This window comes from Blastomonas sp. CCH9-A1 (genome assembly GCF_001557175.1).
Classification (GTDB): domain Bacteria; phylum Pseudomonadota; class Alphaproteobacteria; order Sphingomonadales; family Sphingomonadaceae; genus Blastomonas; species Blastomonas delafieldii_A.
In genome coordinates, this window is record NZ_LSHM01000050.1 from 19,390 (window position 1) to 33,345 (window position 13,956).

Below are 13,956 nucleotides of genomic sequence, written 5' to 3' on the forward strand. Positions count from 1 at the left end.
TTAACCGTCATATCGCCCAATGGTTTCTGGCTGGTTGACAGGCGGCTCACACGCTTTGGCCCGTTTTACTCTTCACGCGATGCAAACCCAACGATTCGCGGCGGCCAAAGAGCGTGTGCCCGATGTTGAGGTCATCCTCGCGCGCGCGTTTCAGCATGCCGCGGAAGTAGATCTCGGTGGTCCGACGGATGTCGCCTTGGACGAAATGCTGCCCCGCGATGAGGAGGCACAGGGCGGTTGCATCAGCCCCTATCGCCTTCACAGCGCGGTCGACCGTGTTGGCCTCGACCTTGATCATCGCGCCGATGGCAAAGGCGGTACGGCGCATGTCGCGCTCTTTGATCTGCACCAGACCGTCGATGAAGGGGAAGAGGTGAGGGACTTCGGTCCATTCGAACCCGCTTCTCTTGATCCCGAACCGGTCGTCCTGTTCCAACGCTTGAGACGACGGACCACGATCGCCGCTACGTCCTTCCGCCAAGCCATCTACAGTGACTGACGTTGAGTGATCGTTTGTATAGGCGGGAACAGACTCGTCTCGTTGGACCGGACCATTTTCGTCCCGTGGCAGTTCGCGATCACCAGGGATCGCCTGTGAGAGAAGGCCGTGGAGAAGCGCTTCGGCGTGTGCGGCGGCAGCCTGAAGGCGCTCCAGACGCCCTTTGCGTGCGTTGTCGCGCTCCTTCGCGAGGTCGGCCGCCTTGCCCTCGGCTAGTACGGCATCCTCGGCGCCAATGGCGCCCGACAGGAGTATGCGCCTGATCGCTTCGAGGGCCACTGTGATCCGCTGGGGCAATTCGCAGCGCAGTCGCAGCCGTTCGTGTTCTTCGTCGACGAGCAGCTCGATTGCATCGACTAGGAAAATGAGAGGGGCGAGGGACCAACCCGAAGCATCGACCGTGCCGTCGAATCTGCGGCGCCAATGCCGTCGGCCGTTGCGTTTGCTGTTCCAGCGCATAACCAGGCCGTGCTTCTCCAGCTGGCGGAACATCCGGCCCGGGTTCTGCAGGCCGGTGCGTTCCTGCAACTGCGCGTCGTCAATCCCCACGACTGGCCCGGTCGGAGACCAGAAGTCCGCATCGCAAGCTGTGAGCTTCAGGAGCGAGACGATATTGCGCCATTGGCTGCGCGTTGACGGGTGCGAGACCGCGCCATGCCGTTCGAGAAACAGCGCGGCTCGAAGAACGCGATCGCGGACGGCCTTCCCGCGCGCGGCGTCTGGGATTGCCGGGAGCATGGCAAGTCGCGCGGCTACGAGACCCTCCCACTCGGCTCGGTCGCCGCCAGTTTTCATTGGCGCCGGAAGCTCCAGCCCGAGAGGCTCACAGTCGAACATCGGGAGGATCGGCAACAGGCTCCCGATTCCCCCTGATACGCCCCTGCGGACCTCGTTTTCGGCAATACTCATCCCTTCGCTCCCTCGCGATCGAAGAGCGGCCGCAGACACAGGCCATCGCCGCGAAAATCACGGTTCAGACTTGCCATTTGTCGGGCGGGAGCCTAGGTAGGCGATGCGTATTTCAGCTGGGGACGACCCAACCGGTCGCTCTCCCAAGCGTCACCCTCACAAAGCCCGGCCACTGGCCGGGTTTTTTTTGGTCTGTGGCCGTTCCCTCCTTCTTCCTTCTACATGCCGACCAGGTTCCGGTCGGCGGCTCATTCGGCGGTTCGCGAGCAGGCACAGCTCAGCTGTGCGCAAAATCGCTTGCGCCAAATCCGGTCTGTCTCTAGGAGGGGCGTCGACAGGACGATCCTCCAGACAGGATTTCAAAAAAGGCCCGGCGGCAACCGGGCCTTTTTTATTGCATCCCAAGCTCCATCTGGGCGCTGTCCGCCGGCAAGCGGGCATCGTCTAAGGTGCCGTGGATTAGGTGAAGCAACACCTCGTTGCGGGACTCCGCTCCGAGGGCTGTCTTAAGCCGATCGATCCGCTCGACAGTCTGGCTGGGCAAGCAGACTTCCAGGAATTTGAATCCCTGATCGCGCAGCTGGCTGCGTTGCTGGCGTTTTTGCTGAGCTGATGCCACAGGTACCTCCGCCTGACGTCCGTTCGAATCCAACGGAACTAGTTCAGACTCGGGACTAGTCCTTGCACAACCAGCTGGCAAGTAAGAATGTGTTAACCTGCGGCCTTCTGACGGGCGGGCGAGTGCAGATGCACCGAAAACTGCTCGACAACGCTGTGCCCAGCTTCGCGCGCGACGCGCTCGATGGTCGGCTTCGAGAAGGCGGCAAATATCGCGCGCTTGTCTGCGTCCTCATCGGCGTCGAGCGTGGTCACCAGATCCTGCAGGAACACCACCGCGGCATGGGAAGCGTTCTTGAAAGCGGGATCGAAATAGAGATCGCCATTGCCGGCAATCTCGATCGCCAAGAACAACCGCGCGCGGTCGAGGGCGAAGAGTTCGATCAGAAGATTCGCGATTTTGGAGCAGATCGGCGCACGTCCGTTGCGGATCTTGCTGACGAGACTGGTCCCGCGCCCAATAAAGGCAGCGACCTCGGCGTTGGTGATATTCTGGCGGTGCCAAGCCTCGAGAATCACATGCTTATAGGCCTCGAGCAGCGCGACGTTGTGTGGCGAGACTAGGAAAGCGTGACCGGGCATAAAGCGACCCCCTAACGCTCTTAAAATGACGAACGGGGGTCGTGGCTGTCAACCAAAAAGGCGACGCGAATCACGATTAACGGTGCCCTTCTACGCAATATAATTGCAATAGAAAGCACGTTCTGGCGTGTCGAGGAATTTTCTTCCTAGGGGGTCGGAAACGGAACTGCTCGGCCTAAGAATAAAGCTCCTCAAAGTGCGAACCCAACTGCTCTCCTTGAGAGCCAATTTCCCATGGTGGGGAAGGGGGCTGCCAAGGTGCGACGAGTCGAGTCGCTCGACCCCTCAATACGATTGAACCGCGAAAAGGTTTCCCGTTCCCTAACGACGGCTTCGCAATCCTGCGCGAGCTTAAACCTGGGGAACTGCAAATGACTGCACTCTCGATGAAGAAGGAGCTGCCGATCAACGGCATCCTCCTTGGCCTCGCCGTACTGGTGCTGGCCATGATCCTCGGCGCCGGCGCCGCGTATGCCGGTGCCGACACCACCTTCGACACCGCCCTGACGAAGTTCACCGACTTCCTCGAGGGCTCCGGCGGCAAGATCATCACCGTGATGAGCCTGGCCGGCGGCATCGTCGCGCTCGCTTCGGGCCGCTTCAGCCTGGGCCAGGTCGCCGTTCCGGTGGCCGTCGGCGTCGGCGCCGGCACCGGTGTTCCGATCGTCACCTCGACCGTCACCGCGACGATCTGAGACGCAGGCGCAATCTGGAAGGCGGCTTAGCCAATGGACCGGTACACCATCCACTCGCATCTCGATGATCCGGAGCTGATCGGCTTCTGGACGCTGGATGAATTCCTGGCGATGGCGATCCCATTCGTCTGGGGCATTCTCAGCCAGCACATCATGATCGGGTTGATGGTGTCGGTCATAGGCTGGTGGGGGTTTCGCAAGCTTAAAGCCGGCAAGGCCACATCGTGGGTTCTCCACATGGCCTACTGGTACCTGCCAGCAAGCTTCACCGGGCTAAAGGCAACGCCGCCTTCCCACCTTCGACTGATGGTGGGCTGACATGGACTATTCAATCGGACTTGCGCAGAACCAGCGCGTCCTCAAGCAGCGCAACGCGCTCGGCATCACGGCCATCGTCCTCGCGGGCCTCGTCGTGATCCTCTTCATGGTCGGCGCGACCCGCGATCGCGAGGTGGTCCTCCAGCCCATCCTGCGCAGCCCGCTGACGATCTCGTCGACAGGCGTAAGCCCCGAATATCTGGAAATGGTGACACGCGACACGGCGCTTATCGCGCTGAACCGGTCACCCGAGAATCTCAATTACTGGATGGAATCGCTGCTCAAGATCGCAGCGCCCGAATCCCACGGAGCGCTGAAGCGCGACCTGATGAAGGTCGTGCAGGAACAGGGCGGCTCGAGCATCAGCCAGTATTACACGATCAGCAGCATGAAGGTGGACCCCGAGCGCCTGACCTCGGAGGTTTCCGGCACGCTGCACACCGTCGTCGGCTCGAAAGCCGTCACCGCCGAAATCAAGCGCTTCCGCTTCATCTGGAAATATTCCGGCCTGTCTCTGCAGCTGCAGGGCTTTGGGATGGTGAAGCCTGCCGAGCGCAACGCGCTGGGGAGTGAGGAATGATGACCGCGATCGCCTTCGGGTGCCTTGGCACGGGCACCGTCTTCGCCTCGAGGCACCTGTGCATCGCCTCGCGCGGGATCGGCGCAACGCTGATCGCGGTCGGCCTGTTCGCCCTGGCCACTCCGGCTTATGCCGACGAGACGCTGCTCGCCAAGGACAACAGCGAGGTTGCTTGTACGATCTCCAAAAGCGGTCTGACGCGGGTCAGCCTCAAGGATGATCGGTTCGCCTCGGTGTCGAAACTGACGACGGGGGTGGAGACCGAAGACTTCTCGGTCGTCAACGAGCCGACCCGCGGCGATATCTACATCTCGGTCCCTGAAGGCTACAACAACGCCGGGGTTTCGTTCTTCGGTACGACGGCCAAGGGCTACGTTTACAAGTTCGCGTGCCGCCTGAGCGGCGACGGCGCCCAGCAGGTCTTCGTCGAGAACCGCGAAATCCTTGGTGAGCAGCCGACGGAGCTGGCACGCGCCGCCAGTCCGCGCGATACCTCGGCCGCGCTCGTTCAGGCGATGTATCAAAGCCAGTCTCTCGACGGGTTCGAGATCCGTCAGCCGTCGATGAACGCGGTGATGGTCGGCGACCTCAAGGTCCAGATGATCACCGAGTATCGCGGTCTCAATCTGGCCGGACGTGCGCTCAGGATCGAGAACACCGGCAAGAAGCCGGTCAAGCTCGACGAACAGGTGCTGGCACCGACCAATGCCATCGCCGTCAGCGTCGCCGAGCCCGATCTCGCCGCAGGCGCGGTCACGACCGCGTACATCGTCACCCCAACAGGACAGATCGCCGCCAGCACGACGGAAGGACGGCCATGAACCTCTCCAATCCCTTCAAGCGCAAGCCCAAGCAGCTCGATGGCGACGATACCGTCGATGTCGAGGATTTCGGAACGAACGACGAGGTCCGCAAGAAGCAGATGATGCTCATGGGCGGCGTCGGTGCGGTCGCCCTGGTTCTCGGGTCGATGTATATCTTCGACGACGGCGAGGATGACCCGGCGAAGGTCGACGAGAATGGCCAAGAGATCCAGATCGCGACAGACGACATGGTCAATCGGAACATGTCGCAGCGCGAATGGCAGGCCGCGTCGGAAGCCCAGATGCAGGGCATGCAGAACCAGCTGAAGTCGGTGGACGGGCAGGCCCGCCAGATGGATGCGTTGCAAGCGCAGATCGCCGCGCTGCAAGCCGAGAACCAAGGCATGGCGTCCGACGGCCAGCGGGTCATGGGGGCCTACGAACAGGAGAACGCCCAGCTTCGCCAACAGCTCGCGCAGCGCCAATCCGCGCCTCCGCCCGCCGCGATGCCCTACTACGGCGTTCCGCCTCAGGCGCGTGGCGCGGCGGCTCCGCCGCAGGCGCAAAGCGCCGCCGGGGCGGCCGCCGCCGCCGCAGTGTCCGCCTACAGCCCGCGCAACATCAAGATGGTGTCCTTCGAGACGGGGTCCGCCGGGAATGCGACGCGGATTTCGGGTGGGAGCACCAGCTACACCGACAGCCCGAACTATCTTCCGCCGAACTCCATCGCCAAGGCGCGTGTCATCGTCGGGGTCGACGCCTCGGCGGGCGTCAATTCCCAGACGGACCCGCTGCCGGTCGTCCTGCGCATCACCGGTCCCGCGCGATCGGTCTATCGGGACGGCAAGCTCCTGACGACGCGTATCGAAGGATGCTTGGTCAACGGTGCGGCGCGCGGCGATCTCTCCAGCGAGAAGGTCTATGTGAAGCTGCAGCGGATGACCTGTCCGCAGGCGAACGGTCGGTTCGCGGTGTCGGACGTCAAGGGCTTCATCAGCTTCGCCGGCAAGACGGGTGTGCGGGGCAGGGTGGTGAGCCGGGAAGGTTCGCTCACTACCCAGGCCTTCTTCGCCGGGCTTATCGGCGGCATCGGCAATGCGTTCCAGAATGCGCAACGCGTGCCCGTGTTCGGTGGTGGAGAACCAGAGCTGCCTTCCGCGAAGAGCGTCGGTGTCAACGCGATTGCGGGTGGTGCGCAGGAGGCCGGTAAGAACGTCTCGCAATATCTGATCGAGCGCGCCGAGCAGTATCAGCCCGTCATTGAGATGCCGACCGGCATCGATGTCGAGATCGTCTTCCTCGACGGCGTCTTCATCCAGAACTGAAAGGGTCGAAACCCATGCTCAATTCAACCCAGGCCGGTCTTGCTGCCCTCTCCATGATGGTCGGCGTTACGGCTACCACATCGGCCCCCGACGTCGCCGAGCTGCTGAAGGCCCGGCTTCCCAAGACGCAGGTAACCGCGGTCGATTGCAAGAAGATCGGCTCGCTCTGCGAGGTCGTCGCCGGCGACAACCTGTTCTACGTCGACCCCTCCGCACGGTATCTGGTCATCGGCCGCGTGTACGACATGCAGACGCGCCAGGATCTGACCGCGGCCCGCCTGCTCGACCTGAACCCCGACATGCTCGTTGGTGGCGCCGCCAAGGCGGCAGCGGGCGGTGCCGGCGGCGACGCGGCCAGTCTGGCTGCGGGCGGGGCGCGCCGTGAAGTCGAGGCGGCGCCGGCGCAGAAGGTCGATCTGTCGAAGCTGTCGGACAAGGGCGCGATCGTGTGGAAGCGCGGCGGTCCGACGCTGACGGTCTTCTCGGACTTTCATTGCGGCTATTGCCGCGCCCTTTCGCAGCAGCTCGAGGGCATGAACGTCACCGTCGTCGAACGCCCGATATCGGTCCTCGGCACGCGCGACGTGGCCGATCGCGTCCTGTGCGCCAAGGATCAGCCGCGCGCGGTTCGGGCGGCATACGCGCAGGAGCCGGTGCAGGGCAGCGGCCAGTGCGACACGACGGGCCTCGATGAGAACGAGGCCTTCGCGAGGAAGCATGGTTTCACGGGCACGCCCGTCCTCGTCCGCGCCGACGGCGCTGTCCTCGAGGGCTACCGACCGCGCGCGGCCCTGATTGCCTGGCTCAAGGGAGACGCATCATGAAGCGCAGCGTTCGTCCGTCCGTAATCCGTCTTCCCGCCTGCCGGGTCAGCGAGTGGCGTCGTCGTCCAAGCGCGCAGGCTGTCGTCGGCCTTTGCGGCGCGATCGCCGCGCTGGCGGGCTGCACGACGCTGGGGACCAACATCAACGGCAGCTTCGCGTGCGGAGCGGTCGGACAGGGGACATGCGCTCCGGCCACGGTGATCGACGATCGGGCCCTCGCCGAGATCACCGGCGATGCCAGCTACATACCCGCTGGCCCTTTTCGCCCGGCCCCCGAGGGCCGTCCCGCGGTCGTCGCCGCGAACGCCTCTCAGCAAGTCGCGACCGCCGGCTCGCCGGTGCCCGTAGGCCAGAAGGTGCTTCGGATCGTGTTTCCCGGCCACGTCGATGGCGGTGGGCGCTACCACGAAACCAGCGTGGTGCGCGCAGTCGTCGACAATGGATCGTGGATGCAGGCGAGCGCGACGCACGGCGTTCCTCTCGCCAGCACGGTCAACCTGACGGTCAGCCCCGACGTCCTCGCGCAGCTCGACCAGGCGGCGTTGGACGAAGCACCCAAGCAGGTGAGCGCGCTCGATCCGAACATGCCGAGCCCTGCTGCTGTTGCGGCGGCGCGGGCGCGCGGCGCGGCCAAGGGCGGACGCCTGTCCGTTGGCGCCGGCCCTGCCCCCGTTGCGGCAACCGAACCGAAGGTCGCTCAGGTCGGAGTGGTCAACCGGCCCGCGGCCTTCAATCCCAAAGTGGAGGACTGACGCATGGCCGCCAAACGAGGGTTCATCGCCCGCCTGCTTGGCGACGATCGTGCGCCCGACGAAGGAACGCCCGGCCACGGCGCACCGATGCTGGCGCAGTGGCTGCCGTATCGGAGCTACGACCGGAAGAACGAGATCTTCTACCAGACCAACTCGATCGGCTTCACGCTCGAGGTCGCGCCGCTGGTCGGAGCCGACGAGCGCACCGGCGAGATCCTCGCGCAATTCTTGTCCGAGGGGCTGCCGCCGGCATCGCGCGTCCAGATCCTCGCGTTTCAGAGCCCGCGCGTCGGACAGACGATCGCCCGCTACGCGCTGCCGCGCTTCGCCGCTGGCGGCGTTCATCGCAAGATCGCCGAGCATCGCTCCAAGTTTCTCGCGGAAGCGGCCTGGACCTCGCTGTCGGCCGACGGACCCTTCCACGTCCGGCAGCACCGGGTGATCCTCTCGGTATCGTTCAAGCTCGGCAAGGGCACCCTCGAGGAGCTGATCACGGTCCGCGACAGCATCACCTCGCTCCTGCAGTCGATCGACATCTCGGTCGCGCGGTTCTCGCCAATCGAACTCATGGCACTGATCGACGATCTCACCGCGCCGGCGTTCGACGTGTCCGATCATCAGGTGGAGTATTCCGACCTCGACCCGATCGCCGACCAGTGTGTTCGCCGCGACGTCCAGACCGCCGTCGGCCCCGATCGCATCCTGGTATCGGTGGAGCCGCTGCGCGCCGTCACAACGCTCGCCGGCGATACCGAGTACGAGGAGATTCGCCCCGATACGTTCGATTACCGCTTCTTCTCGGTCCGCAATTTCCCGAAGCGGTGGGCGCCGTGGGACTCGCAGAAGCTCATTGGCGACATGTTCTCGGACAAGCTCCGTCCGGGTTGCCCAACCGTGACCAGCCTGTGCCTGCGTTACCAGGACGAAGAATCCGCTTCATCGAAAGCGGGCTACAAGTTCATGCGGACCTCGTCCCTCGCCGACAGCAAGTCGGCACGGTTGCTTCCCCAGCTCAAGGACCAGAGCCGGGAATGGGAGGAAGTGACCCAGCAGCTGCGCCTCGGCCGCAAACTGGTCCAGGCCTATTACACGGTCGGCATCATGAGCCCGAAAGGGCGCGGCGACGCGAACGAGCGCACGATCAAGTCGATGTATAAGGCAGCAGGCTGGGATCTCCTCGACGAGCGCTTTCTCCAGATGATGTCGTTCATGAGCATCATGCCCATGAGCCTCGCCAATAATTTGGACGACGACCTTGGTCGCATGAAGCGCTGGCGCACCATGCTCACCACCACGGCGGCGAACATCGCGCCGTTGCAGGGCGAGTTCCTGGGCGGCAACATGCCGCATCTGATGTTCATTGGCCGCCGCGGTCAGCCGTTCTTCTGGTCGCCGTTCGAGAACAAGGCGGGCAACCACAACGTCGCGGTGTTCGGCAAGTCGGGCTCGGGCAAGTCGGTCGCGCTGCAGGAGCTGTGCGCGGCCCTCGCCGGCATCGGCGCTCGCGTCATCGTCATCGACGACGGACGTTCGTTCGAACACATGGGCAAGATGCTCGGCGGCAATTTCGTCGAGTTTCGCCTGCGCGACGGCTTCAGCCTCAATCCCTTCTCGATGATCGACGTCTCGATGATCGCCGAGGACGAGGATTATCTCGTTGATGCACTGGCGATGCTCAAGTCGATCATCGGCCAGATGGGTCGCCACATCGATCGCCTCAACGACACCGAGCGGGGCCTGATCGACAATGCCGTGAACAGGGAATGGGAACAGCACGGTCGCAACGGATCGATCGACGGCGTGATCGCCATTCTTAACGAGATCGGGACGCCCCAGGCCGAGGATCTCGCCACGGCCATGTTCCCGTTCTCGTCGCGCGGGACATACGGCCGCTTCTTCATCGGCGAGGCAACGGTCGACATGTCGGCCGCCATGACGGTCTTCGAGCTATCGGACCTGTCGAGCCGCGAGGAGCTGCGATCGGTGGTGCTGACCGCGATCATGTTCCTCTCGTCGCAGACGATGCGGCGGATCGATCGCCAGATCCCGAAGGCTTTGCTGATCGACGAAGCGTGGCAAATGCTCCGCGGCGGCTCGATGGCCGATTTCGTCGAAACCTACAGCCGCACCTGCCGGAAGTACGGCGCATCGCTCATCACCGCCACACAGTCGCTGAACGACTATTACAAGTCGGAAGGGTCGCTCGCCGCGCTCGAAAACTCCGACTGGTCGGTCATTCTGCAGCAGAAGGCTGAGACGATCTCGGACTTCCAGAAGCACGACCGGTTCGACATGGATCCCTATACCGAATCGTTGCTTCGCTCGCTGAAGCGCAACGGGGTCGAGTATTCCGACATCATGATCAAGGGGCCGGACACGCTCGCTGTCGGCCGCCTCGTCCTCGATCCCTTCTCGGCCACGCTGTATTCGTCGTCGCCGGTAACCTTCGGCCAAATCGAGCAGCTGATCGAAGACGGCTTCACCATGGACGAGGCGATCGAGAAGGTCGCCTTCCCCGAAGCGCAGCATGACTACGCGCTGGAGGCGGCGGAATGAACGCCCCGGCCTTCATCCTGTCCCGCACCGACAGAGCGGCGCCGGCGCCGAGGATCCTCCCTATGGATGAACCCCTGCCGTCATCGCTCCCGGCCTCTCTACGATCGCATGCGGCGGGTCGGTTGTTCGCGGACGCCTGCTACGTCGCGCTGCGTGTCGCTGGGTGGCTCGCGGTGACGTCGCTGGCGGCGATGGGTCTCTACGTCCTGTTCTTCCTCGCTCTGGGCAACATGAGCGCGGAAGGGTTCTTCGCGCAGCTCGCCAATCTCGGGAACCGTTTCACGGCCGCCGACACGCTTCGCCGCGACTCCTTCCTCTCGATCGTCGGAACGGTTTCGACCGTCCTGTTCCTGATCGTTGCCGCCGCGCGCTTCCGCTCGCTGCTGGCCATTTTCGTCACCCCAGCCCCGGCCCGAAAGGACAGGCCATGACCGACACGATGACCCTTTCCCGCGACACGGCGACACCGATCGCGCCGCGTCAGCCCGAGCTCGACCTGCCCTCAACGATCAGCACCGCGCCCCTCGTCCCTCCCGCGCCTAAGCCTCGACGCGACAAGGGTGCCAAGGGACTGCCGCCGTCGGCGTTCGCGATCGCGGCGGCGGTCATCGTTGCCCTGCTCTGGGGTGCGTGGGTGACGAAGTCGATCATGGCACCGCCTGAAGCGGTGCCGATGGCGAGCGTGCGCTTGCAGCAGCTCGTCGGAGAGTATGTGCAGGCCCAGGCGCGCAGCGCAGCGCCGCCGGAAGCCGTCACGCAGCAGACGCAGGCGTTCATGGCGGCGCTCGGCGGCGAGCTCAAGCGCCGCGGTGAGGACGGCACGACGGTCCTGGTGGGCGAGGCGGTCCTGTCGTCGAACGTGCCGGACATCACCGATCAGGTGCGCAAGAGCATCTACGCCAAGGTGCCCATGCCTGCGGCGGCCGCGATGCCGGCGCCCAGCCCGGCAGCTCCAGCCCCGATGGGCTTCGGTCAGTAAGCGGGCGAGGGGAGGGGCAAGATGGCCACCGCCGCCGTTTCCGTCGCACCTGCGGGACGCCGGGAGAAGCGCATCCGTCAGTGGGGCGCGGTCGCCTTGGCGGCTGTCCTTATGGCCAGCTACAACAGCCTGACCGCGTGGCAGGAGAGCCATGCGTTCATGGTCAACGCGAGCGAGAGCCTGCCGAATTGGGCATTCTTCGTGAGCGAGAACAAAGTCCCGGCCAAAGGCGAATATGTGTTCTTCACGCCGCCGCAGGGTGAGCTGGTTCGCCGGCATTTCGGGCCTGATCAAGGCCCCTTCGGGAAGCAGGTGATCGGGATGCCTGGCGCGGTGGTCGAGCATCGGGGCGAATGGGTCTATGTCGACGGCAAGCGCGTGGCGCACATGAAGCCACGCTCGCGGTTCGGCGAGATCCTGCACCGCGGCCCGACCGGGGTAGTCCCCGAAGGGTGCTATTACGTCGGCACGCCACACCCCGACGGGTTCGACAGCCGCTACGCCGAAATCGGCTTCGCCTGTCGCAAGGCGATCCTCGGCACTGGGACACCCATCCTGTGAGAACGGCAGCGATCCTCGCGACGGGCGTGACCTTGCTCAGTCTTTCCACCGTGCCGCCATTCGTCATGAGCGCTATGGCGCGCGACCATGGCGTGATGGGGCAGACCTGGCCGGTGATCGAGCCCGATCTTCTGACCACGATCGACGCCAAGCTGAAGTCGCTCGAGGCGAGCGGCGGTATTGCGCGGATGCAAAAGGAGCTCGCGGCCAAGACGGAATATCGCGTGCGCAACCCGCAGCCGGTGGCGGGACTCGGCGCAACGCAGGAGCCGCGCGCGTGGCTGTTCGACCCGTCGATCGTCGTCGCCGACGATATCCGGGATGCGAAAGGCAACCTGATCGCGGCGCGGGGAACGAAGGTCAATCCGCTCGGGCTCGTTCAGCTGAAGACCGATCTGGTCTTCGTCGACGGTCGGGATCCGGCACAGATTGCCTGGGCGACCTCCAAATGGGAGTCGACCAAGGCGAAGATCATCTTCGTGGCCGGATCGCCGTTCGACCGCATGGGCGAATACAAGCGCCGCTTCTTCTTCGACCAGCAGGGCAAGCTGACGCAGCACTTCGGCATCGCGCATGTTCCCGCTGTCGTCAGCCAGGAGGGCGAAGCGCTCCGCATCCAAGAGCTGCTCGCTCCGAAACCGAAGGGCGGTGCCTGATGCCGCTCTGGCTTGACCTGCTCCGCACACCGATGGCCGCGCCGGAAACCCGCGCGCTGAAGTCGATGCGCATGACCATTCTGGTGGCCTGCGGGCTGCTCGTCGGCTCGATCGCGGCGCTTGCCCCCCTACGTGCCGCGATCGGGAACGTGGCTGGGGGGATGATCGCGGCCGAGCTGCTCGTCATCGCGGTGCTGGTACCGATCTATGTCGTCACCAAGAACCGGGCCGATAATCGCTATCTCGATGAACTCGGGGAGGCGTCCGACCGCCCCGCGGAGACGGCGTCATGATCCGGCGGCTCCTGGCGTCCATGCTTGCCGCGCTCGCGCTTGCCCTGTTGCCGGCACCGGCGCAGGCCGCAGGCCATTGCGAAGGCAAGTTCGTCAACCCGATCACCGATATCTGCTGGAGCTGCCTGTTTCCGATTTCGCTGGGCGGCGCGAAGCTGTGGCCGGGTCGTCCCGACACAAGCAACCCCGCCTTGCCGGTCTGTGCTTGCGGTTCGCCGGTGCCCCGCATCGGACTGGCAATCGGATTCTGGGAGCCGGCCCGGCTCGTCGACGTCACGACCAAGCCGTGGTGCTTCCCCAATCTCGGTGGAATGAAGCTCGATCCCGGGCTCGATATCGGACACGGCCAATACACCGGCCCGGAGCTCGGGGGCGGGCGAACAGCGAACACCGCCAACTGGCAGGCACACTACTACGTCTATCCGCTGCTCTACTGGATGGAGATCCTGACGGACTTCCTGTGCTTCGAGAGCGCCAGTTTCGACATCGCTTACATGACCGAGATCGATCCCCTGTGGAACGATGACACTCTCACCACCCTTATCAACCCGGAAGTCGCGCTGTTCGCCAATCCGCTCGCGGTCGCGGCCTGCGCCGGCGATTGCGCCGCGGCCACCGCCAAGCTGCCCGTCGACGAGATGTTCTGGTGCTCGGGGTGCAACGGACCGATGTTCCCGATGAACGGCAACATCGCGGCGCACAATTCGCCCGTTCAGTCGTCGCGTCTCGCGGCCGAACGCCTGCTGTTCAAGATGCACCGGCAAGGGCTGGCCTGGGGCACTGCAGGGTCGAAGGCACTCTGCGGAAAATACATCCAGCCCATTCTCAAGAAGTCGCAATACCGCATCCAGATGACGAACCCGATTTCGACGGTCAGCGGGAAATATGCCTGCTCGTCGATCGGCGCCTCGACGCTGCCGCCTGACGCGGGCCGCAGCTACCCCGTCAAGGGCGAGGACTTCGGCTACCTGCTGTGGCGCAAGCGCAACTGCTGCATGCTGTGAGG

17 protein-coding genes are annotated in these 13,956 nt (G+C 64.2%); 14 read left to right on the top strand and 3 right to left on the bottom strand.

Translation table 11 applies throughout. The annotated features are described in order from the left end of the window. Positions 1 to 46 precede the first annotated feature (46 nt). From AX725_RS14425 to AX725_RS14435, 3 genes are all read right to left on the bottom strand, one after another. The gene (locus AX725_RS14425) at positions 47 to 1,408 is read right to left on the bottom strand and encodes a helix-turn-helix domain-containing protein (RefSeq protein WP_066119177.1); all 1,362 of its coding nucleotides are present in this window, start codon (positions 1,406 to 1,408) and stop codon (positions 47 to 49) included. 391 nt (positions 1,409 to 1,799) lie between these two features. Next, on the bottom strand, positions 1,800 to 2,027 hold the full coding sequence (locus AX725_RS14430; RefSeq protein ID WP_066119180.1) for a hypothetical protein: 228 nt from the start codon (positions 2,025 to 2,027) through the stop codon (positions 1,800 to 1,802). A 92-nt stretch (positions 2,028 to 2,119) separates the two neighbouring features. Beyond that, positions 2,120 to 2,608 (bottom strand): hypothetical protein, encoded by a 489-nt coding sequence (locus AX725_RS14435; RefSeq protein WP_066119183.1) that lies wholly within the window; start codon positions 2,606 to 2,608, stop codon positions 2,120 to 2,122. 386 nt (positions 2,609 to 2,994) lie between these two features. On the opposite strand from AX725_RS14435, the gene AX725_RS14440 reads away from it, so the two are divergent. From AX725_RS14440 to traU, 14 genes are all read left to right on the top strand, one after another. Next, complete coding sequence (locus AX725_RS14440) at positions 2,995 to 3,303, top strand: hypothetical protein (protein WP_066119259.1); 309 nt, start codon at positions 2,995 to 2,997, stop codon at positions 3,301 to 3,303. Positions 3,304 to 3,336: 33 nt separating this feature from the next. Continuing rightward, positions 3,337 to 3,621, top strand: a complete 285-nt coding sequence (gene traL / locus AX725_RS14445; RefSeq protein ID WP_066119186.1) for a type IV conjugative transfer system protein TraL — start codon at positions 3,337 to 3,339, stop codon at positions 3,619 to 3,621. A 1-nt stretch (position 3,622) separates the two neighbouring features. After that, positions 3,623 to 4,201 (top strand): type IV conjugative transfer system protein TraE, encoded by a 579-nt coding sequence (locus AX725_RS14450; protein WP_066119189.1) that lies wholly within the window; start codon positions 3,623 to 3,625, stop codon positions 4,199 to 4,201. Then, complete coding sequence (locus tag AX725_RS14455) at positions 4,198 to 5,022, top strand: type-F conjugative transfer system secretin TraK (protein WP_353646944.1); 825 nt, start codon at positions 4,198 to 4,200, stop codon at positions 5,020 to 5,022. Before AX725_RS14450 ends, AX725_RS14455 begins: the two co-directional genes overlap by 4 nt. Next, positions 5,019 to 6,329, top strand: coding sequence for a TraB/TrbI/VirB10 family type IV secretion system protein (locus AX725_RS14460; RefSeq protein ID WP_066119192.1), 1,311 nt, complete (start codon positions 5,019 to 5,021; stop codon positions 6,327 to 6,329). The genes AX725_RS14455 and AX725_RS14460 overlap by 4 nt, the downstream gene beginning before the upstream one ends. 14 nt (positions 6,330 to 6,343) lie before the next feature. Further along, positions 6,344 to 7,153 carry a DsbC family protein gene (locus AX725_RS14465; RefSeq protein ID WP_066119195.1) on the top strand — a complete coding sequence of 270 codons (810 nt, stop codon included), beginning with the start codon at positions 6,344 to 6,346 and terminating at the stop codon, positions 7,151 to 7,153. Further along, the gene (locus tag AX725_RS14470) at positions 7,150 to 7,905 is read left to right on the top strand and encodes a hypothetical protein (RefSeq protein WP_066119198.1); all 756 of its coding nucleotides are present in this window, start codon (positions 7,150 to 7,152) and stop codon (positions 7,903 to 7,905) included. Before AX725_RS14465 ends, AX725_RS14470 begins: the two co-directional genes overlap by 4 nt. A gap of 3 nt (positions 7,906 to 7,908) precedes the next feature. Beyond that, positions 7,909 to 10,461, top strand: coding sequence for a type IV secretion system protein TraC (gene traC, locus AX725_RS14475; protein WP_066119201.1), 2,553 nt, complete (start codon positions 7,909 to 7,911; stop codon positions 10,459 to 10,461). A gap of 62 nt (positions 10,462 to 10,523) precedes the next feature. Then, positions 10,524 to 10,892, top strand: a complete 369-nt coding sequence (locus tag AX725_RS14480) for a hypothetical protein (protein WP_202185047.1) — start codon at positions 10,524 to 10,526, stop codon at positions 10,890 to 10,892. Beyond that, on the top strand, positions 10,889 to 11,440 hold the full coding sequence (locus AX725_RS14485; RefSeq protein ID WP_066119209.1) for a TrbI F-type domain-containing protein: 552 nt from the start codon (positions 10,889 to 10,891) through the stop codon (positions 11,438 to 11,440). Before AX725_RS14480 ends, AX725_RS14485 begins: the two co-directional genes overlap by 4 nt. Before the next feature lie 21 nt (positions 11,441 to 11,461). Then, positions 11,462 to 12,001: a S26 family signal peptidase gene (locus AX725_RS14490; RefSeq protein ID WP_066119212.1), complete on the top strand. Its 540-nt coding sequence runs from the start codon at positions 11,462 to 11,464 to the stop codon at positions 11,999 to 12,001. Beyond that, positions 11,998 to 12,657 (top strand): type-F conjugative transfer system protein TraW, encoded by a 660-nt coding sequence (traW, locus tag AX725_RS14495; protein WP_066119215.1) that lies wholly within the window; start codon positions 11,998 to 12,000, stop codon positions 12,655 to 12,657. Before AX725_RS14490 ends, traW begins: the two co-directional genes overlap by 4 nt. Beyond that, positions 12,657 to 12,950: a hypothetical protein gene (locus tag AX725_RS14500; RefSeq protein ID WP_066119218.1), complete on the top strand. Its 294-nt coding sequence runs from the start codon at positions 12,657 to 12,659 to the stop codon at positions 12,948 to 12,950. Before traW ends, AX725_RS14500 begins: the two co-directional genes overlap by 1 nt. Beyond that, positions 12,947 to 13,954: a conjugal transfer pilus assembly protein TraU gene (gene traU / locus AX725_RS14505; protein WP_066119222.1), complete on the top strand. Its 1,008-nt coding sequence runs from the start codon at positions 12,947 to 12,949 to the stop codon at positions 13,952 to 13,954. Before AX725_RS14500 ends, traU begins: the two co-directional genes overlap by 4 nt. Positions 13,955 to 13,956: the final 2 nt, after the last annotated feature.